Annotated in this window: 17 protein-coding genes; 11 read left to right on the top strand and 6 right to left on the bottom strand. The window is 72.7% G+C overall.

Annotated features, from left to right (window positions below; genetic code table 11):
* The first annotated feature begins 113 nt into the window (after nucleotides 1–113).
* From mtrA to secA, 7 genes are all read left to right on the top strand, one after another.
* Nucleotides 114–797 (top strand): MtrAB system response regulator MtrA, encoded by a 684-nt coding sequence (gene mtrA, locus AC54T1_RS12345; RefSeq protein ID WP_484345967.1) that lies wholly within the window; start codon nucleotides 114–116, stop codon nucleotides 795–797.
* Nucleotides 794–2,584, top strand: a complete 1,791-nt coding sequence (gene mtrB, locus AC54T1_RS12340; protein ID WP_484345968.1) for an MtrAB system histidine kinase MtrB — start codon at nucleotides 794–796, stop codon at nucleotides 2,582–2,584. The genes mtrA and mtrB overlap by 4 nt, the downstream gene beginning before the upstream one ends.
* Entirely contained in the window at nucleotides 2,581–4,425 is a 1,845-nt protein-coding gene (locus AC54T1_RS12335) for an LpqB family beta-propeller domain-containing protein (protein ID WP_484345969.1), read from the top strand. The genes mtrB and AC54T1_RS12335 overlap by 4 nt, the downstream gene beginning before the upstream one ends.
* 116 nt (nucleotides 4,426–4,541) lie before the next feature.
* The gene (locus tag AC54T1_RS12330) at nucleotides 4,542–5,357 is read left to right on the top strand and encodes a ComF family protein (protein ID WP_484345970.1); all 816 of its coding nucleotides are present in this window, start codon (nucleotides 4,542–4,544) and stop codon (nucleotides 5,355–5,357) included.
* Nucleotides 5,358–5,470: 113 nt separating this feature from the next.
* Complete coding sequence (gene hpf, locus AC54T1_RS12325) at nucleotides 5,471–6,124, top strand: ribosome hibernation-promoting factor, HPF/YfiA family (RefSeq protein ID WP_484345971.1); 654 nt, start codon at nucleotides 5,471–5,473, stop codon at nucleotides 6,122–6,124.
* Between the two features lie 128 nt (nucleotides 6,125–6,252).
* Nucleotides 6,253–7,548, top strand: coding sequence for a winged helix-turn-helix domain-containing protein (locus AC54T1_RS12320; protein WP_496912113.1), 1,296 nt, complete (start codon nucleotides 6,253–6,255; stop codon nucleotides 7,546–7,548).
* 27 nt (nucleotides 7,549–7,575) lie between these two features.
* Entirely contained in the window at nucleotides 7,576–10,383 is a 2,808-nt protein-coding gene (gene secA / locus AC54T1_RS12315; protein WP_484345973.1) for a preprotein translocase subunit SecA, read from the top strand.
* Nucleotides 10,384–10,501: 118 nt separating this feature from the next.
* Here the strand turns inward: secA and AC54T1_RS12310 are convergent, their stop codons facing one another.
* Together AC54T1_RS12310 and AC54T1_RS12305 are read right to left on the bottom strand one after the other, a co-directional pair.
* Nucleotides 10,502–11,074, bottom strand: a complete 573-nt coding sequence (locus AC54T1_RS12310; protein ID WP_484345974.1) for an Rv3235 family protein — start codon at nucleotides 11,072–11,074, stop codon at nucleotides 10,502–10,504.
* Nucleotides 11,075–11,116: 42 nt separating this feature from the next.
* Complete coding sequence (locus AC54T1_RS12305; RefSeq protein WP_496912112.1) at nucleotides 11,117–11,872, bottom strand: LysM peptidoglycan-binding domain-containing protein; 756 nt, start codon at nucleotides 11,870–11,872, stop codon at nucleotides 11,117–11,119.
* A gap of 97 nt (nucleotides 11,873–11,969) precedes the next feature.
* Here AC54T1_RS12305 and AC54T1_RS12300 point away from each other — a divergent pair, with 97 nt between their 5' ends.
* Nucleotides 11,970–12,518 carry a hypothetical protein gene (locus AC54T1_RS12300; protein WP_484345976.1) on the top strand — a complete coding sequence of 183 codons (549 nt, stop codon included), beginning with the start codon at nucleotides 11,970–11,972 and terminating at the stop codon, nucleotides 12,516–12,518.
* Nucleotides 12,519–12,548: 30 nt separating this feature from the next.
* On the opposite strand, the gene AC54T1_RS12295 is transcribed toward AC54T1_RS12300, so the two are convergent.
* Nucleotides 12,549–12,767: a helix-turn-helix domain-containing protein gene (locus tag AC54T1_RS12295; protein WP_484345977.1), complete on the bottom strand. Its 219-nt coding sequence runs from the start codon at nucleotides 12,765–12,767 to the stop codon at nucleotides 12,549–12,551.
* A gap of 140 nt (nucleotides 12,768–12,907) precedes the next feature.
* Between AC54T1_RS12295 and AC54T1_RS12290 the strand changes: the two genes are divergently transcribed.
* From AC54T1_RS12290 to AC54T1_RS12280, 3 genes are read left to right on the top strand one after another with little or no spacing between them, the layout of a single operon-like run.
* Nucleotides 12,908–13,579, top strand: a complete 672-nt coding sequence (locus AC54T1_RS12290) for a hypothetical protein (RefSeq protein WP_496912111.1) — start codon at nucleotides 12,908–12,910, stop codon at nucleotides 13,577–13,579.
* A complete protein-coding gene (locus AC54T1_RS12285) occupies nucleotides 13,576–15,033 on the top strand; it encodes a CpaE/TadZ family protein (protein ID WP_496912110.1) in 1,458 nt (485 codons plus the stop codon). The genes AC54T1_RS12290 and AC54T1_RS12285 overlap by 4 nt, the downstream gene beginning before the upstream one ends.
* A 57-nt stretch (nucleotides 15,034–15,090) precedes the next feature.
* Nucleotides 15,091–15,585 carry a DUF6912 family protein gene (locus AC54T1_RS12280; RefSeq protein WP_484345980.1) on the top strand — a complete coding sequence of 165 codons (495 nt, stop codon included), beginning with the start codon at nucleotides 15,091–15,093 and terminating at the stop codon, nucleotides 15,583–15,585.
* 19 nt (nucleotides 15,586–15,604) lie between these two features.
* On the opposite strand, the gene hisN is transcribed toward AC54T1_RS12280, so the two are convergent.
* Genes hisN through aroA form a run of 3 tightly spaced genes read right to left on the bottom strand, consistent with a single transcriptional unit; the run spans nucleotide 15,605 to nucleotide 18,869 of the window.
* A complete protein-coding gene (hisN, locus tag AC54T1_RS12275) occupies nucleotides 15,605–16,405 on the bottom strand; it encodes a histidinol-phosphatase (protein ID WP_484345981.1) in 801 nt (266 codons plus the stop codon).
* A 44-nt stretch (nucleotides 16,406–16,449) separates the two neighbouring features.
* A complete protein-coding gene (rsgA, locus tag AC54T1_RS12270) occupies nucleotides 16,450–17,487 on the bottom strand; it encodes a ribosome small subunit-dependent GTPase A (protein ID WP_496912109.1) in 1,038 nt (345 codons plus the stop codon).
* A 5-nt stretch (nucleotides 17,488–17,492) separates the two neighbouring features.
* A complete protein-coding gene (gene aroA, locus AC54T1_RS12265; RefSeq protein ID WP_496912108.1) occupies nucleotides 17,493–18,869 on the bottom strand; it encodes a 3-phosphoshikimate 1-carboxyvinyltransferase in 1,377 nt (458 codons plus the stop codon).
* Nucleotides 18,870–18,879: the final 10 nt, after the last annotated feature.

Genomic DNA, 18,879 nt, shown 5'->3' with positions numbered 1-18,879 from the left:
TCGCGGGGCGTGCGGTGCGCCCCGCGTCCGGTCCTCGGGTGATCTTGGCGTGCGCCCCATCCATCGTGCCACGCGCACCCGCTGCGCGGATGAGGAGGTGGCAGGATAGCGGCATGAAGTCACGCGTGCTGGTGGTTGACGACGACACGGCGCTCGCAGAGATGATCGGGCTCGTCCTGCGCAGCGAGGGGTTCGAGCCGTTCTTCTGCGCCGACGGCGACAGCGCCCTGGCCGCGTTCCGGTCGTCGTCGCCGGACATCGTCCTGCTCGACCTCATGCTGCCGGGCAAGGACGGCACCGAGGTGTGCCGGGAGATCCGTGCCGAGTCGGTCGTCCCCGTGATCATGCTCACGGCACGCAGCGACACCGTCGACGTCGTGCAAGGGCTCGAGTCCGGGGCCGACGACTACATCTCGAAGCCTTTCAAGCCCAAGGAGCTCGTCGCACGGATCCGTGCCCGGCTGCGGCGGACGGACGAGCCCGCGCCGGAACGCCTGACCATCGGGGACCTGGAGATCGACGTGACGGGTCACCGGGTCCTGCGCGAGGGCGTCGTCATCCCGCTCACGCCGCTCGAGTTCGACCTCCTCGTCGCACTGGCCCGCAAGCCCTGGCAGGTCTTCTCCCGCGAGGTGCTCCTCGAGAAGGTGTGGGGGTACCGTCACGCGGCGGACACCCGCCTCGTCAACGTCCACGTCCAGCGGCTGCGGTCGAAGATCGAGCACGACCCCGAGAACCCCGAGATCGTGCTCACGGTCCGTGGCGTCGGATACAAGGCTGGTGCCGCACCCTCATGAGCCGTCGACGTCTTGCTCCCGTGCGCGCCGCCCGGCGGGCATGGGCGTGGGTTCGTCGACGCACCCGGCAGATCACCCGCGCATGGCGGTCCTCGCTCCAGCTGCGCGTCATCTCCACGACGCTCGCCATCGGGATCGTGTCTGTCGCGCTCCTCAGCGTGTCCTTGTCCAGCACGATCCGTGACGGGCTGTTCGAGCAACGGATCATCCGGGTGCTCGAGGAGAGCAGGCGGTCGACGGTGCAGGCGCAGGCGAACTTCAACTCCACCACCGCGTCCACCGCACCACAGGTCCAGCAGCTGCTCAACGACGTCATCCCCGCGCTCCAGGCCGGGGGGTCGGCAGGTCGCGAGATCTTCCTCCTGCGGGCCTCCGGGAACACGGCGCCCGTGTCCGTCCTCGACATCAGCACCGCCCCGCAGCTCAGCGACCTCATCACCCCCGCCCTGCGCCGTGCGACGGAGGAGGGCGTCGAGCAGCAGTGGCAGTCCGTGGCGATCCCGTCCTCGGACGGCCCCGAGCCCGGGGTCATCGTGGGCTCCACGGTGGACGTGCCCGCAGCGGGGACCTTCGAGCTGTACTACCTGTACTCGCTGGAGCCGGAGCAGGAGACCCTCGAGTTCATGCAGGGCGTGCTCGGCATCGCGGGTGCTGTGCTCCTCGCACTCCTCGCCGTGCTGTCCGCGATGGTCACCCGGCAGGCGGTCAAGCCCGTGCAACGGGCTGCCGAGGTTGCCGAGCGGCTCGCGGACGGACACCTGGACGAGCGTCTGCCCGTCCGGGGCGAGGACGAGATGGCGACCCTCGCGCGGTCGTTCAACGAGATGGCGGGCAGCCTGCAGGACCAGATCGAGCGGCTCGACGCGCTGTCGACCGTGCAGCGACGGTTCGTCTCCGACGTCTCGCACGAGCTGCGCACACCGCTCACGACCGTCCGGATGGCGAGCGAGATGATCTACGCCAGCCGCGAGGCTCTCGACCCCGTGGCCAAGCGGTCCGCGGAGCTGCTCGCCACGCAGCTCGACCGCTTCGAGGACCTGCTCGTCGACCTGCTCGAGATCAGTCGCTTCGACGCGGGGGCCGCGGTGCTCGACGCGGAGGCCCGCGACCTGCGGGACGTGGTCGGCGCCGCGCTCGACCATGCCCTGCCGCTGGCTGAGCGCAAGGGCGTCTGGCTGAGCGTCGAGCAGGACGACGGCCCGGTGACCGCGGACATCGACCCCCGGCGCGTGGAGCGGATCGTGCGCAACCTCCTCGTCAACGCGATCGAGCACGCTGACGGCGGGCCCGTCGAGGTCCGGGTCACGGGGGACGCGACCGCGGTCGTCGTCCGGGTGCGCGACTTCGGGATCGGGATGGCGCGGGACCAGGTGGAGCACGTCTTCGACAGGTTCTGGCGTGCCGACCCCGCTCGCGCCCGGACGAGCGGCGGGACGGGCCTCGGCCTCGCGATCTCCCTCGAGGACGCCCTGCTGCACGGGGGGTGGCTCGAGGCGTGGGGACGACCGGGGCAGGGTGCGTCGTTCCGCCTCACGCTGCCGCGCAGGGCGGGCATCGTGCTCACCCGTTCCCCCTTGCCGCTCGTCCCGGAACGGTCGGCCGACGTCCCGGAGACCCGGAGCGGCGACCTGGACGAGCACGGCCCCTCCACCCTCCCGAACGTCGACGACCTGCCCCACGACCCGGCGGACGGGTCCCGCCTCGCCGACCCTGTCGCGGCGGGCCCCCGGACCCGTCCCGCTGATCGCCCGACCGTCCCCGACGCCCCGCCCGAGGCACACCCATGACCGTCCTGCGCAGACTCGACCGACCGCTCCACGGACTGCCGGCCCGGGGCGCTCCGACGCGGCGCGGCAGCGTGCGCCGGGTCGTGGCCGGGGCGGTGGCGGCGGTCCTCGCCGTGGGAGTGGTCGCAGGCTGTGCGCAGATCCCGCTCGACGGGCCCGTCCAGCGCGGCGAGGTCGCCGAGAGCGTCGTCGGCCCGATCTTCCCCCAGGTCTACGGGCCCACCCTCGACGCGAGCCCGCTCGTCATCGTCGAGGAGTTCCTCAACGCGCAGGCGGGTGGCCCCTACGAGGACTGGAGCACCGCGCGGGAGTTCCTCGCCAGCGAGACCGCGCAGACGTGGGACCCCTCGGCCCGCACGACCGTCTACGCGGATGCACCGGACCTCGTCCAGGTCTCGGGCCCTGCGGAGGACGACCCGGCCGCGCCCCCGGAGGAGCTGGTGGAGGAGTCTGTCGGCCCGGACGCCGGGGCGCCGGTCCGTACCGCGGTCATCAGCTGGCAGGTGGGCGTGACGTCCACCATCGACGGTGAGGGTCGGTTCACGGAGGCACCGACGGGTGCGACACAGGATCTGCTGTTCAGCCTCGAGCAGGACGCGGCCGACCAGTGGCGCATCGTCGCCGTCGAGGACGGCACGTTCGTCTCGACGCCGATCTTCACGTCGACGTATCGCGCGACGTCCCTGTACTTCCCGACCCGGGACGGCGAGATCCTCGTGCCGGAGGTCCGCTGGTACCCGGGGAGCAAGACGGAGACCTATGCCGTCCAAGGGCTCCTGGGCGGCCCGTCCGAGTGGCTGCGTGACTCGGTCGACGTGTTCATCCCGAAGGGCACGCAGCTCGTCGTCGACTCGGTGACCGTCAACGACGCGGTGGCGAGCGTCGACCTCACCCAGGAGGTGCTCGCCCTCCTGCCAGCCAAGCGCTCCCTGCTCCAGGCGCAGTTCGAGGCGGTCCTCCTGCGGCTGCCAGGTGTACGGGCCGTGCAGATCACCGTACGGGGTGTCCCGCTCGCGCTGGGGGAGCGGGTGACCCTCCAGCGCGATCCCATCCCCGTCGGGCTGCCCTGGGTGCTCGACGAGGCCGGCGTCGTGAGCGAGGTGAGGTCGGGCGCGCTCGAGCCCGTCCCGGACATGCTCCCGCTCACCGGCGTCGACGTCACGGCACTGGCCGTCTCGGCTGACGGCGCGGGCGGTGTGTACCGAGAGGGCACCGGGTCGATCAAGACGTTGCCCACGTCGTCGAGAGCCTCGACGACGCTCGTGACGGGAACGAACCTCGCGGCCCCGTCCGTCGACCGCTTCGGATGGGTGTGGACGGCTGACTCCGGACGTGGCGCGGGGTTGGTCGCCGTCGCGCCCGAGGGCGAGCGGGTGAACGTCACGGGTGACTGGCTGACGGACCGGACGGTCGATGCCGTGCGCGTCTCGCACGACGGTGCCCGGGTGGCCGTGATCTCGACCGTGGACGGGTCGACGCAGATCGACGTCGCGGCGATCGTGCGCGACGACGACTCGCAGCTGCCCCTGCGCCTGTCGGAGGCCCTGACCATCGGCGCTCCCGTCCTGGGCTCGCGCCAGGTGGTGTGGCTCGACGAGTCGACGGTCGGGGTCCTGGCACGCGGCGCGACGTCCGGCATGCCCACGGTCCACGTCGTGCCGTTGGCCGGCCGCTCGGAAGCGTTGTCCAGCGTGGCCGGGACCGAGTGGATCGCCGCGGGGCGCGGGACGAGGTCGGTGTACCTCGCCACGGCCGACGACGAGCTGCTCAGCCGGTCGAGCACAGGTGCCACATGGTCGACCGTGGTCACCGGCGCGCGCCTGCCTGCCTACCCCGGCTGACACCCGCGGCCGCCGGTCGACCGTGCCCGTCCTCCACAGTGCGTCGGCGCAGCCCAGGGTCCACATCGTGCCCGCGCAGCCCGCGCCTGCGGTCGCGGCGCGGGAAGACTCACCGGATGCACCTGCCTGCTCACCCTGCCGCCCCCGCGCCCGCACCGGTCCACGTCCTGCGGGAGCTCGCGCGGGTGGTCGTCCCGCTCGCGTGCGCGGGGTGCGGCGAGCACGACGTCGTCCTGTGCGGGCGCTGCCGTCGCCGGTTCGCCGAGCCGCCGCGACGCGTGGAGCACGGTGCAGCGCGCCTCGACGCGATGGATGGCGCCGCCCGGTGGCCCGTCTGGGCCGCCACGGACTACACGGGTCCGGTGCGCGACGTCGTGGTGGCCTGGAAGGATCACGGCCGTACGGACCTCTCGCGGCACCTGCGCGCGGTGATGCTGCGCGTCGCCGAGGACGTCGCGGCAGACCTCGGGACCCGTGGGCTGCGAGTCCTGGCGGTCCCCTCGAGCGGTGCAGCCCGTCGTCGGCGGGGACGTGAGCCCGTGGTGGAGCTGGCGCGCGCGGTGGCTGACGGCACCGGCCTGCCGTTCGCCCGGGGTCTGGCTCAGCGGGCGGGGCTCCTCGCCGTCCGCGACCAGGTGGGTCTGGGCTCCCGTGCGCGCGCCCGCAACGTCTCGCGCACGGTCCGGCCCACCGCGCGGGCGTCGCTCGACGGTGCGGGCTGCGTCCTCGTGGACGACGTGCTCACCACGGGTGCCACGCTCGCCGAGTGCGCGCGTGCGATCACCGCGTCGGGTGGGCACGTCGTGGCGGCCCTGGTCCTGGCCGCCACCCCGCCGCCCGGGGGCTCCGCGACGTGCCGCGCACCCGGAACAGCGCCACGACCACCACAAACACCCGGTGAACTCCTGCACGGGAGACCGGATGAGGGATAGCCTGTAGACAGATCTCACGACGGAGGAGGTGGTACGGACCCAGGCGCCCGTGCGGGTGCCGCCCAGCTGACCGTCGGGCGCGTGAGCGCCCCCACTCCCCCCAGGAGGATCACATGGAGATTGTTGTTGTCGGACGTCACACCGAGGTGGCCGACCGGTTCCGCCAGCACGTGGAGGACAAGCTCGCGAAGGTCGAGCACCTCGCCCCCACGGCACAGCGCGTCGATGTCGAGGTCACCCACGAGAACAACCCCCGCCAGTCCGGCATCCGCGAACGCGTCGAGCTGACCGTCCGTGACAAGGGACCTGTGATCCGCGCCGAGGCAGCCGCGGACGACCGCTTCGGTGCGCTCGACCTCGCTGTGAACAAGCTCAACGAGCGTCTCCGGCGAGCGCAGGACCGCCGCAAGAACAAGTTCCGCAACCCGACCCCTGCCGACACCGCTGACGTGCGCCCCTACGTCCCGGAGCCGGTGCCGGTGCCCGCCCCGCCGACGGTTCCCGTCGAGCCCGGGGACGAGGTCGAGATCCAGCTGGGCGACTCGCCCGTCGTGATCCGTCAGAAGCTCCACAGCGCCCAGGCGATGTCGATCGACGACGCGCTGTACGAGATGGAGATGGTCGGGCACGACTTCTTCCTCTTCATCGACGCCGAGACCTCCCGCCCGTCGGTGGCGTACCGCCGCCGCGGCTGGACCTACGGAGTCATCGCGCTCGACACGTCGTGCGGGACGTCCACCGGGGACGCCTCGCCCGCCGCGAGCTGACCGCCGGACCCGTGCGGGGCGATACACGCACCGCGCACGGGTGAGCAGCAGGACCGACGTGCACGGCCCGGGACCACAGGTCCCGGGCCGTGCGCCGTGCCGTGCCGGACCGACGACGGAGGACCACCGTGCCGACCTCACGCACCCTGACGGCCGGGCAGGCGCGGCGCACCGCGCTCGCGGCCCAGGGGCTGGCAACGGTCCGACGCCCGGGCCGGGTGACGATGCGCGGCGTGCAGCAGGTGGTCGACCGCATCGGCGTGCTGCAGATCGACTCCGTGAACGTCCTGGCACGCGCTCACCTCATGCCCCTGTACTCCCGGCTGGGTCCGTACGACACCGGTCTGCTCGACCGGGCGACGCGCAGCGCGCCTCGGCGGCTCGTCGAGTACTGGGCCCACGAGGCCTCGTACGTCTCGCCCGAGACGTACGCGCTCCTCGTCTGGCGCCGCCGCCGCTACCAGACGCAGGCGTGGGCGACGATCAGCGGGACGGAGCTCGCGCACAGCGCAGAGGTCCGCGAGGTCCGCGCGATCGTGCGTGACCTCGGTCCCGTCACCGCGTCCGAGGTGGAGCGCCTCCTCACGACCTCCCACGAGCGGGACAGCACGGCGTGGGGGTGGAGGTGGTCGGTTGCCAAGCGCGCGCTCGAGCTCCTCTTCTTCACCGGAGAGGTCGCCTCGGCCGGGCGGGACGCCGCGTTCCAGCGCCGGTACGACCTGGCCGAGCGCGTCCTGCCGGCGTCCCTCCTCGACGCCCCCGAGCCGTCCGACGAGGACGCCGTGCGCGGTCTGCTCGAGATCGGTGCGCGTGCCCACGGGGTCGGCACGGTGCGGTGCTTCGCGGACTACTTCCGCCTGCGCGGGCCCGCGACGCGCACCGCCCTCGCCGAGCTCGTCGAGGCCGGGGTGATCGAGGCCGTCGCGGTGCGTGGGTGGGACCGTCAGACCTTCCTGCACCGCGACGCGCGCACGCCGCGGGCCGCTCGAGCAGCGACCCTCCTCAGCCCGTTCGACCCCCTCGTGTTCGAGCGCCGCCGCCTCGCGGAGCTCTTCGGGACGCACTACCGCATCGAGATCTACGTGCCGGCCCACGAGCGCCGGTTCGGCTACTACGTCCTGCCCTTCCTCGAGGGGGAGCGCATCACGGCGCGCGTCGACCTCAAGGCCGACCGTGCGGCGGGGGTGCTGCAGGTGCTCGCCGCGTACGGGGAGGAGTTCGCGACACCGCTGACCCCCGCACTGCTCGCCCAGGAGCTCGCGGTCCTGGCGGGATGGCTCGGGCTGGGCGGCATCGACGTGCGTGGCCGTGGCGACCTCGCGGGTCCGGTGGGCCTTGCCCTGGACGGGCGTGACGTGGAGCACCCCGCCTCGCCTACGATGGGTCGATGTACGCCGTCTGAGCCACTCGGGTTCGGTCGATGAACGAAACACTCGAATCGGGAGTACTGCGTGGCTGCGATCCTCGAGAAGGTCCTGCGCTTCGGCGAGGGCCGGATTGTCAAGAAGTTGTCCGGACTGGCGAAGCAGGTCAACGCGCTGGAGGAGAGCTTCGAGGCGCTCACCGACATCGAGCTGCGTGAGGAGACCGAACGCTTCAAGGAGCGGCTCGCGGACGGCGCCAGCCTCGACGACCTCCTGCCCGAGGCGTTCGCCACCGTCCGGGAGGCGGCGCGACGCACTCTCGGCCAGCGCCACTTCGACGTCCAGCTCATGGGCGGTGCCGCGCTCCACCTCGGCAACATCGCCGAGATGAAGACCGGTGAGGGCAAGACCCTCGTGGCGACGTTGCCGGCCTACCTCAACGCGCTCACCGGCGAGGGCGTCCACGTCGTCACGGTCAACGACTACCTCGCCCGCTACCAGAGCGAGCTCATGGGCCGGGTGTTCCGGTTCCTCGGCATGAGCACGGGGTGCATCCTCTCCGGTCAGACCCCGGCCGAGCGCCGGGAGCAGTACGCCAAGGACATCACCTACGGCACGAACAACGAGTTCGGCTTCGACTACCTCCGCGACAACATGGCGTGGTCGACCGACGACCTCGTCCAGCGCGGTCACCACTTCGCGATCGTCGACGAGGTCGACTCGATCCTCATCGACGAGGCGCGGACCCCGCTCATCATCTCCGGTCCTGCCTCGGGTGACATCAACAAGTGGTACGGCGAGTTCGCGCGCGTGGCGCGTCGCCTCGTCGCCGAGGAGGACTACGAGGTCGACGAGAAGAAGCGCACCGTCGGCGTCCTCGAGCCCGGCATCGCGAAGGTCGAGGACTACCTCGGCATCGACAACCTCTACGAGTCCCTCAACACCCCGCTCATCGGGTTCCTCAACAACGCCATCAAGGCGAAGGAGCTGTTCAAGCGGGACAAGGACTACGTCGTCATCAAGGGCGAGGTCCTCATCGTCGACGAGCACACCGGGCGCATCCTCGCCGGTCGCCGCTACAACGAGGGCATGCACCAGGCGATCGAGGCCAAGGAGGGTGTGGCCATCAAGGCCGAGAACCAGACCCTCGCCACGATCACGCTGCAGAACTACTTCCGTCTGTACTCCAAGCTCGCCGGCATGACCGGTACGGCCGAGACCGAGGCTGCGGAGTTCCAGGGCACCTATTCGCTGGGTGTCGTGCCGATCCCGACGAACCGCACGATGCAGCGCATCGACCAGCCCGACCTCGTCTACAAGAACGAGGACGGGAAGTTCAACGCCGTCGTCGAGGACATCGTCGAGCGCCACGCGAAGGGCCAGCCGGTCCTCGTCGGGACGACGAGCGTCGAGAAGTCGGAGCTGTTGTCGGCGAAGCTCAAGAAGCAGGGTGTCCCGCACGAGGTGCTCAACGCGAAGCAGCACGCTCGTGAGGCGGCGATCGTCGCGCAGGCCGGGCGCAAGGGCGCGGTCACGGTCGCGACGAACATGGCGGGTCGTGGGACGGACATCATGCTCGGCGGCAACGCCGAGTTCATGGCGATCGAGACGCTCACGGCCCGGGGCCTGGACGCCACCGAGTCGCCCGAGGAGTACGAGGCCGCGTGGCCCGAGGCCCTCGAGGCCGCGAAGAAGGCCGTGTCCGACGAGCACGACGAGGTCGCTGAGCTCGGAGGGCTCTACGTCCTGGGCACCGAGCGGCACGAGTCGCGCCGCATCGACAACCAGCTGCGTGGTCGGTCAGGCCGTCAGGGTGACCCGGGGGAGTCGCGGTTCTACCTGTCGATGCAGGACGACCTCATGCGCCTGTTCGGTTCCGGCCTCGCCGAGTCGATGATGCAGCGTGCGGGGTTCCCGGACGACATGCCGCTCGAGTCGAAGATCGTCACGCGCGGGATCGCGAGCGCGCAGGGCCAGGTGGAGAGCCGCAACTTCGAGATCCGCAAGAACGTCCTCAAGTACGACGACGTCCTGTCCCGTCAGCGGTCCGTCATCTACGACGAGCGCCGCCGGGTGCTCAGCGGCGAGGACATGGCCGAGCAGATCCAGCACTTCATCACGGACGTCCTCACGGCGTACGTCGAGGGCGCGACGGCGGCCGGCAACCCGGACCAGTGGGACCTCGAGGCCCTGTGGACCGCGCTGCGCGCGGTCTACCCGGTGTCCATCGAGGTCGACGAGGTCGTCGAGCAGGCGGGCGGCGTCGAGCGGCTCACGCACGACCTCATCCTCACGGAGGTCCTCTCCGACGCGAAGCACGCCTACGAGGCGCGCGAGGCCGAGCTCGGCGAGAAGAACATGCGTCAGCTCGAGCGTCGCGTGGTGCTCTCGGTGCTGGACCGCAAGTGGCGCGAGCACCTCTACGAGATGGACTACCTCAAGGAGGGCATCGGTCTGCGTGCCATGGCGCAGCGTGACCCGCTCGTGGAGTACCAGCGCGAGGGGTTCCTCCTGTTCCAGGCGATGACCGAGGCCATCAAGGAGGAGTCGGTCGCGTACCTGTTCAACCTCGAGGTGAAGGTCGAGCCGGCGGCGAACGTCGTCTCCGCGGCGGGCGCTGCGGCGGCCGCCACGAGCGCCACGGGAGCGGCCCTCGGGTCCGCAGGTGCTGCGCAGGCGCAGACCGAGGCGGAGCCGGTGCTCGTCGCTAAGGGCCTCGACGGTCCGGACCGCAAGGTCCCGCTGAGCTACACGGCACCGAGCGAGGACGCCGTCGGCCCGGTCGGCGGCGACATCGCCGAGACGACCGGCGAGAACGGCACGCCGGCCCCCGCTGGCGACGCCGGCAACCGTGAGGCACGTCGGCGGGCCGCGAAGCAGACGAAGAAGCAGTAGCACGGTCCCGCGGCGCACCGCGGGGTTCGAGAAGGGCGCCTCCCACTCGTGGGGGCGCCCTTCTCGTGTCTCGAAGCCTCGGCGAGCGCCCGGGCGTGCGCGGTCGTCGCGGCACGCCTCAGCCGATCTCGAGCACGACGACGCGCCACCGTCCCCGGTGCTCCTCGACCCGCAGCGCCGCAGCGCGGACCCGGTCGACGTCGTCGACGACCACGGCGGCCTCGGCGACGCCCGGTGCGAGGCGGACGACGCGTGCTCGGCGGACGCGTGAGCTGCTCTGCAGCGCGGGTGCGTCCGAGCCGCTCGCCCGACGAGCCTGTTCTCTCACCTGGGCGCGAGCGTGCAGGGCGTCGAACACCTCGGGGGAGACGGACCGGGCGAGCTGAGCCAGGGGGCGCACGCCCCGCAGCGACTCCATCGCGGCGTGCGCGACGGCACAGCACAGGGCGGTGGGGTCACCGAGGTCCACGGGTGCGCGCGGCGCGTCGATGTCGCGCGGCTGCAGGGGGCCGCCGGCACGGTGGCTGAACTCGCGTGGTCCGTTCGCGCGCGGACGGCGGGGCGCGCGGCTGACGCTCGCCGCCGCGAAGTCGGTGCGTCGTGGAGCCCGGACGCTCCGCGCGGCGGGTTCCGGTCGGAGGGTCGTGCCGGCGCTCGTGGGGCTGGGCGTGCGCATCGTCGTCGTGGTCATCGGTGCTCCTGGTCGCAGGGTGGTGGGTATGGGCACGAGCGGTCAGTGGTGGACGGGCGGGGTGACGAGCATCTGGCCGACCTGGATGACGTCGGGATCGTCGCCGATCGTGGCGGTGTTCGCGGCGTACCAGGCGGGCCATGCGGCGGCGATCTGGTCGTCGCCGGCACCGGCCGCGAGGTGGTCGCGGGCGATGGACCACAGCGTGTCCCCGGCGCCGACGGTCACACTGTTCGCGAGGGCAGGAGTGGTCCCGGGCTCGACGGCGGTGTCGACCGGAGTCGGTCCCGCGGGGCCGCCGGGCTCCTGGGGCGTGGTGCGGTCGGCGGCAGCGTCTGTCGCGGCTGGGGCTGTCGACGGTGTCGTGACCCATCCGAGGTCCGGCGGGGGCTCGGCGGCCTGGGCCGGGGCGACGAGCAGCACGAGTCCTGCGCCGAGCCCGGCGACGGCCAGACGCTGCACGGCGCGCGGTGCGAAGGTGCTCACGCACCGCAGCAGGAGGGTGGCTCGTGCCCCGGTCGCCCGAGCGGCAAGTGTCACCGTCGCGAGAAGCAGGCTCAGTGCCCACCAGGCGGCGATCGCGACGCCGAACGCCAGCAGAGGGAGCTCGACGATCTGGCCGAGCGCCCCGCTGCTCGGGCGTCCGGAGAGGAGGGTCTCGCGTGCTGCCCACCCCGTCGTGAGCCGCGTCGCGAGCGCGCCGCACAGGAGGAGGCACGTCGCTGTCCCGAGCGCGGCGACCGCGAGCGGTCGTGCTGCGTTCGGTGCTGTTTGATGCTGTTTGATAGCGGTGAGCATGTGTTGATCAAACTGGATGCATGTCGTGCTGTCTACACCCGGTACCAGCCTGTGGACGACTTCGGGGTCGAGCGGTGCGGGACGCGACGCTGGTGACATGCGGTGGGAGACGTTGTTCGCGGACCTTGCGGGCCAGCTCGAGTCGGCCGACGCCGCCGAGCGGGACGCCGTCGTCGCCGACCTCACCCGTGCGGAGTGGGCGACGCTCACGCTCCGGGACCGGCTCCGGGCCGTGCTCGGCGCTCCGGTGTCGGTGGTCGTGCGCGGGGGCCAGGACATCCACGGCCAGGTCCGTGAGGTGCATGCGGACTGGGTGCTGCTCGTCTCCGGCGGGCGGGAGGTCCTCGTGCCGACCGCGGCGGGCGAGGTGTGGCGCGGGCTAGGAACGCGAGCACGTCCCGTCGACGCGGCGACGTCGCGCAGCGTGGACGTCACGCTCGGCCGGGCGCTGCGTGAGATCGCGCGCGACCGGCGGGTGGTCTCGGTGGGGACGCCGGAGCGCAGGTACCTCGGTCGGATCAACCGGGTGGGGCGCGATCACCTCGACCTCGCCCCCGCGCACGTGGAGGACCGGGTCCGGACGTCGGTCGACGAGGCGGACGTCATCGCCTTCAGCGCGATCACCTGCGTGAGCTCGACGGGGTGACGCGAGGCCCTGCGGTGGGGCGGTGCCCCGTCAGGCTTCGTCGAACCCGCTCGCTTCGACCTTCGCTCGGGTCTGGGCGTACATCCGCTGGATGTACGCCTCGAGCTCGACGGTCTCGACGCGCCACTGGCCGCGACCGCCGACCTGGATGGCGGGGAGCTCACCGCTCCGCACGAGCGCGTACGCCTGGGCCGCAGAGATGTTGAGTGCCTCCGTGACATCGGCAAGGGTGAGGAATCGAGCAGCCATGCCCCCAGTTTTGCACGATCGCACGCAGGTGTTCCGCGTGTCCACAGGCAGGTGCACGACCTGCGGAAAACGGGCAGGATGTGCCCCAGCCCGGCGCCTGCCGCGCGTCGCGCCCGCTCCCTGACGACAGGATCTCGTTCATGCCCGAGAGAGCCGCTGCCCTGCTCGACCGCCCCGCGCCCGTCGCACCGCGCCTGCGACGACCCGGGTGGCGAGACCCCCGGCTCGGGGTGGGCGTCCTCCTCGTCGTGGGTTCCGTCGCGCTGGGGTCCTGGGCCGTGTCCGACGCTGCGCGGACGGTGGCCGTGTACGCCGTCGACGCGACGATCGTGCCGGGCGAGCCCGTCCGACCGGAGGACCTCGTCGTCGTCGACGTGCGGCTGGGCGACCAGACGGACCTCTACTACACCGCCGCGCAGGACGTGCCCGCCGACCTCGTCGCGCTGCGGACCGTCGGAGAGCGGGAGCTGCTCGCGCGGTCCGCCGTGGGCAGGCAGGCGGACCTCGAGATGCGCGCCGTGGCGGTCCCGGTCGGTGGCGCGCTCTCCTCGAGCGTCGTCACCGGGGCGCTCGTCGACCTGTGGTTCGTCCCGGCGGCGGACCGCGCGACGGGCGCCGGGCTCGAACCTGCGCTCCTTGCCGAAGCGCTCGTCGTGGCTGAGCTCGGGGAGGAACGGGGTGGGTCGCTCGTCGCGGGCGGGGCCCGGACGATCCACGTCCTTGTGCCCACCCGCGACCTCCCCGACGTGCTCTCCGCGCTGTCGTCCGACGGATCCGTCTCGGTCATGCCGGTGCCCGGGATCGACGGATGACGCCCTCGGCCGTCCGGCCCCCGACGACCGTCCTGTGCTGCGTGCGCGGTGCCCTCGAGGGCACGGTCGTGAGTGTGCTCGCGCACCCAGGAGCCGGGCTCGACGTCACGCGTCGGTGCGCCGACGTCCCCGAGCTGCTCGCCGCCGCAGCGTCCGGGCTGGGCGTGATCGCGGTCGTCTCCGCCGACCTCGATGGACTCGACCGGCCCGTCGTCTCGGCGCTGCGCGCCGACGGTCTCCGGGTGATCGGGCTCGTCGACGGAGCGGACGACGTTGCGCCGGGCCGGCTCGCGGCCCTCGGGGCCGACGCTGTTCTCGTCGCTGCCGACGTCGAGAGCGCTCTCGTGGAGTCCGTGCGTGCGCTCGCTGCAGCCGGACCTGCCACGACCGGAGCCACGGGCGCGGTCCACGGCGCGCGACCGGGTGCGGACGGCCTCGAGCACACCGCGTGGCCGTCGTTCACCGTCCGCGACGCGGACCAGGTCGGGACGGTGGACCTTGCGACCGAGACCCCTGGCCGCGTCGTCGCCGTGTGGGGCCCGACGGGAGCCCCTGGACGATCAACCGTCGCCCTCAACCTCGCCGCGGAGCTCGCGGCCGGCCCGGGGCGCCCCCGAGCACGGATGCGCAGAGGCGGCGGCGCCGCGGCAGCGACCGGTGACCGGACCCTGCTCGTCGATGCCGACACCTACTCCGGATCCCTCGCTCAGATGAGCGGGATGCTCGACGAGTCCGCGGGGATCGCCGTAGCCAGCCGCGCCGCGGCCCAGGGCGGTCTCGATGTCGCGGTGCTCGCGCGCCTCGCCCCCGAGATCTCCCCGCGGCTGCGGGTGCTCACCGGCATCGCGCGCCCGTCGCGCTGGCCGGAGGTGCACCCTGCCTCCCTCGAGGCGCTCTGGGAGGCTGCGCGGTCACTGGCCCGGTGGACCGTCGTCGACTGCGGCTTCGGCATCGAGAGCGACGAGATGCTCTCGTACGACACCCGCGCGCCGCAGCGCAACGGCGCGACCCTCGCTGCGCTGTCGGCAGCGGACACGATCGTCGTGGTCGGCAGTGCGGGTCCGGTGGGCATCCAGCGCCTCGTCCGCGCCCTCGACGACCTCCGGGACTGCGGCGTCGCAGATCTCACCGAGCGGGTGGTCGTCGTCAACAGGCTCCGTGCCTCCGCGGTCGGTCCGCGTCCGGCGGCGCTCGTGCGGGACGCGCTGTACCGCTATGCGAGCGTCAACGACGCACTCTTCGTCCCGGAGGACCAGGCGGTGTGCGACGCCGCAGTCCTCGCCGGTCGCACCCTCGTCGAGCACGCGCCGGGCTCCGCTGTCCGGCAGGGGGTGCAGGCGATCGCCGACCGGGTGCGCGCCGCCGCCGGTGGGACGGCCGACGGGGCTGGTGGCGCGGATGCGTTGGCCCCGGCCGGGCGCTCACCGGCTGGCGATCGACGCGTGGCGCGCTAGGTCAGCGGTCAGTGCGCTCGGCCCCGGCCCGCGACGGACGGGTGGCAGACTAGGCCCATGCGCCTCTACCTGCCCGCGACGCTCGACGAGCTCGACGCCCTCCGCCGCGGACGGCTCGACCTGCAGCCCCGTCGCGCCCACGCCGCGACGCCGGCCCTCGTCCGGGCGCTCGCCGCGGAGGGCGTCGAGGACCTCGAGGAGGTCGAGTACGTCGCCCAGATGTTCGCGGCAGACGACTCCCTCCTCGCCATCGCTGCCGACCCGTCGGTCCCGTGGCTGCGCCTCGTGCTGTCCGTCGACGTGCCGGACACCCTCGTGGGACCCGCCGCGCAGGACCCCGGCGCGGAGGAGGACGAGGTCCCGCTCAGCGCCGTCGAGATCCGCGAGCCGGTCGCCGACGTGCTCGTCGTGTGCGCGCACGTCGACGAGCCCGAGGCCGCGACGGACGTCCAAGCGGTCATGGCGGGGGACGAGGCCGCGATGGAGCGCCTCACCGAGCGGGACCTGCTGTGGTACGACACGTCGGAGCTCGGCAGCATCCCTCGGGCGTGAGCCGCGGACGCGGCGCGCCCTACGGAGTGGGGTCGCCCAGGACGGCGCGCACCTCGTCGTGCAGCAGGCCGTTGGAGACGAGCGCATCCCCGCCGTGCGGCCCGTCGACGCCCGCGAGCGAGCTGAAGCGTCCGCCGGCCTCGGTGACGATCGGCACGAGCGCCGCCATGTCGTACAGGGCGAGCTCCGGCTCCATCGCGACGTCGACCGCCCCCTCGGCGACGAGCATGTACGACCAGAAGTCACCGTAGGCGCGGGTGCGCCAGGCCTGGCGCGAGACGTCGAGGAAGCCCGGGAGCATGCCCCGCTCCTCCCAGCCGGACAGGCTGGAGTAGGACACCGACGCGTCAGCGAGCTCCCTGACCCCGGAGACCCGCAGCCGGGTCGCGTGCGCGAGCGATCGCCCTGTCCAGGCGCCGGTTCCCTTCGCCGCCCACCAGCGTCGCCCGAGCGCCGGCGCGCTCACCACCCCGACGACGACGTCGTCGCCCTCGGCCAGCGCGATGAGCGTGGCCCACACCGGCACGCCGCGGACGAAGTTCTTCGTCCCGTCGATGGGGTCGATGATCCAGCGCCGGGAGCTGTGGCCCGTCGTGCCGAACTCCTCACCGACGATGGCGTCCCGCCCCCGGGAGCGGCTGAGCTGCCCGCGGATGATCTCCTCCGCGCTGCGGTCCGCGTCGGTCACCGGCGTCGCGTCCGGCTTGGACTCCACGTGCAGGTCGAGGGCCTTGAACCGGGACATCGTCAGGGAGTCGACCTGGTCGGCCAGCACGAGGGCGAGTCGCAGGTCGTCGTCGTATACCGATCGAGGGCTCATGGGACTCACCGTATCGGTGCGGCCGGGCTCCACGTCGGAGGCGGTCAGGAACGCGCGGTGAGCAGTCGGCGGAACGAGTCGAGGCGTGCGGCCCGCGCCGACTGCTGCTCGGGAGCGGCGTCGACGGCCGCGACCCAGTCGTCGAGGGCGCAGTCGGGGGAGCCTTCGAGGTGCGTGCACCCGCGGGGGCACGCGGCGGCGACCTCGTCGAGGTCGTCGAACGCCGCGAGGAGGTTCTCGATCTGGACGTGCGCGAGCCCGAACGAGCGCACACCGGGTGTGTCGATCACCCAGCCGCGCTCCCCGTCGTGCTCGGGGAGGCGCAGCGCGACGGCCGAGGTCGAGGTCTGGCGGCCGCGTCCCGTGACGTCGTTGACGACGCCGACCGACCGGCGTGCGCCGGGTACGAGCGCGTTGACGAGGGTGGACTTTCCCACGCCCGAGTGCCCCACGAACACCGAGGTCCGGCCGGCGAGCGCGTCCCGGACCGTCTCGAGGGGCGTGATCGTCCCGTCGGGCGCCTGCTGGGTCGTGACGACACTGACGCCGATCGGCTCGTAGAGCGCCCGCAAGGCGTCCGGCGAGGCGAGGTCCGCCTTGGTGAGGCACAGCAGGACGTCCATCCCGGCCTCGTACGCGGCGACGACGCACCGGTCGATCATGCGGGTGCGGGGCTCGGGGTCGGCGAGCGCGGTGACGATGACGAGCTGGTCCGCGTTGGCGACGATGATGCGTTCGAACGGGTCGGTGTCGTCGGCCGTGCGCCGCAGGACGGTGGTGCGCTCGGTGATCCGCACGATGCGGGCGAGGGTCCCGGCGTCGCCCGAGGTGTCCCCGACGACGTCCACGCGGTCCCCGCACACGACGCGCTGGCGGGTGAGCTCGCGTGCCTTCATGGCGGTGATCGTGTGCTCGTCGGGGCCGTCCTCGTCGACGAGGAGCGTGTACCGGCCACGATCGACACCCGTGACGAGACCCGAGACGGCGTCCTCGTGGTCGGGACGCGTCTTCGTGCGGGGCCGTGTGCCACGCTTGCTCGGGCGCTGGTGGAAGTCCGACTCGTCCTTCGCGCGACCTGCCACGGCCGTCAGCCCGCCGTTCCCGCGGTCGCAGCGCCGTCTGTACCCACCTGGGGCCCAGGAGCAGCGGCGCTGCCGAGCATCGCGTCCCACATCTGCGTGAACCCCGGCAGGGTCTTGGCGGTCGTGCCGACGTTCTCGACGAGGACCCCCGGCACGCGCAGTCCGAGGATCGCGCCCGCAGTCGCCATGCGGTGGTCGTGGTACGTGCGCACCCGGCCCCCGTGCAGGGGTGCGGGCGTGATCGTCAGCCCGTCGCTCGTCTCCTCGGCGCGACCGCCCAGCCGGGAGATCTCCGTGGCCAGGGCGGCCAACCGGTCCGTCTCGTGGCCGCGCAGGTGCGCGATCCCACGCAGCCGGCTGGGGGAGTCGGCGAGAGCGGCGAGCGCAGCGATCGTGGGTGCGAGCTCACCCGCCTCGTGGAGGTCGACGTCGATCCCCGAGATCGCACCGGTGCCTGTCACGGACAGCACGTCGCCGTCCTGCCGTGCGCTGGCACCCATCGCGGTGAGGAGGTCCGGCATCATGGCGCCGGGTTGCGTGGTGCTCGTCGGCCACCCCGGGACCCGGACGGTGCCCCCGACGACGAGCGCAGCCGCGAGGAAGGGACCGGCGTTCGACAGGTCCGGCTCGACCCGCACGTCCCTGGCGCGGATGGGTCCCGGGCGCACGGACCAGGTGAGCGGCTCCGAGGTGTCCACCTCGACGCCGGCTTCCCGCAGGACGTCGACGGTCATGTCGATGTGGGGCACGCTCGGCAGGGTCGCACCGGTGTGGGTGAGGACGAGGCCGCTGTCGAACCGGGCGGCGGCGAGCAGCAGCCCCGAGACGAACTGGCTGGACGCCGACGCGTCGACGCTGACCCGTCCCCCCGGCACGCGGCCGGTCCCGTGCACGACGAGCGGCAGCAGCCCCCGCCCCTCGTCGTCGACGCGCACGCCGAGCCCACGCAACCCGTCGATGACGGGCCCCATCGGGCGGACCCGCGCGCCGGGGTCACCGTCGAGCGCGACACTGCCGGCCGCGAGCGCGGCGACCGCCGGGAAGAAGCGCATGACCGTCCCCGCGAGACCGCAGTCGACGGAGGCCCCACCGGTGAGGGCGCCCGGCTCGATCCGCCACTCGCCCGGCTCCGCGCCCTCAGTGATGCCCACACCCACGGCACGCAGGGCAGCGACCATGAGGTCGGTGTCCCGGCTGCGGAGCGCGCCCCGCAGCCGGCCCGGTCCGTCGGCCAGCGCCGCGAGGACGAGGTACCGGTTCGTGAGCGACTTCGACCCGGGGACGTCGACGAGCGCATCGAGCCTGCCGGGCGCGGGGGCGACCGTCGGCGCGGGCCACAGATCGGCGTCGGGCGGGGAGGTGAGCGGGGCAGGCGCGGTCATGCTCACAGGC

It is taken from the genome of Sanguibacter sp. Z41_6, assembly GCF_059621145.1.
This window is presented reverse-complemented; position numbering and strand designations above follow the sequence as displayed.

Excerpts from the sequence above, each read along its gene's own strand:
- mtrA (WP_484345967.1), top strand. The coding sequence starts at position 114 with ATGAAGTCACGCGTGCTGGTGGTTGACGACGACACGGCGCTCGCAGAG.
- mtrB (WP_484345968.1), top strand. The coding sequence starts at position 794 with ATGAGCCGTCGACGTCTTGCTCCCGTGCGCGCCGCCCGGCGGGCATGG.
- AC54T1_RS12335 (WP_484345969.1), top strand. The coding sequence starts at position 2,581 with ATGACCGTCCTGCGCAGACTCGACCGACCGCTCCACGGACTGCCGGCC.
- AC54T1_RS12330 (WP_484345970.1), top strand. The coding sequence starts at position 4,542 with ATGCACCTGCCTGCTCACCCTGCCGCCCCCGCGCCCGCACCGGTCCAC.
- hpf (WP_484345971.1), top strand. The coding sequence starts at position 5,471 with ATGGAGATTGTTGTTGTCGGACGTCACACCGAGGTGGCCGACCGGTTC.
- AC54T1_RS12310 (WP_484345974.1), bottom strand. The coding sequence starts at position 11,074 with ATGACCACGACGACGATGCGCACGCCCAGCCCCACGAGCGCCGGCACG.
- AC54T1_RS12305 (WP_496912112.1), bottom strand. The coding sequence starts at position 11,872 with ATGCTCACCGCTATCAAACAGCATCAAACAGCACCGAACGCAGCACGA.
- AC54T1_RS12300 (WP_484345976.1), top strand. The coding sequence starts at position 11,970 with ATGCGGTGGGAGACGTTGTTCGCGGACCTTGCGGGCCAGCTCGAGTCG.
- AC54T1_RS12295 (WP_484345977.1), bottom strand. The coding sequence starts at position 12,767 with ATGGCTGCTCGATTCCTCACCCTTGCCGATGTCACGGAGGCACTCAAC.
- AC54T1_RS12290 (WP_496912111.1), top strand. The coding sequence starts at position 12,908 with ATGCCCGAGAGAGCCGCTGCCCTGCTCGACCGCCCCGCGCCCGTCGCA.
- AC54T1_RS12285 (WP_496912110.1), top strand. The coding sequence starts at position 13,576 with ATGACGCCCTCGGCCGTCCGGCCCCCGACGACCGTCCTGTGCTGCGTG.
- AC54T1_RS12280 (WP_484345980.1), top strand. The coding sequence starts at position 15,091 with ATGCGCCTCTACCTGCCCGCGACGCTCGACGAGCTCGACGCCCTCCGC.
- hisN (WP_484345981.1), bottom strand. The coding sequence starts at position 16,405 with ATGAGCCCTCGATCGGTATACGACGACGACCTGCGACTCGCCCTCGTG.
- aroA (WP_496912108.1), bottom strand. The coding sequence starts at position 18,869 with ATGACCGCGCCTGCCCCGCTCACCTCCCCGCCCGACGCCGATCTGTGG.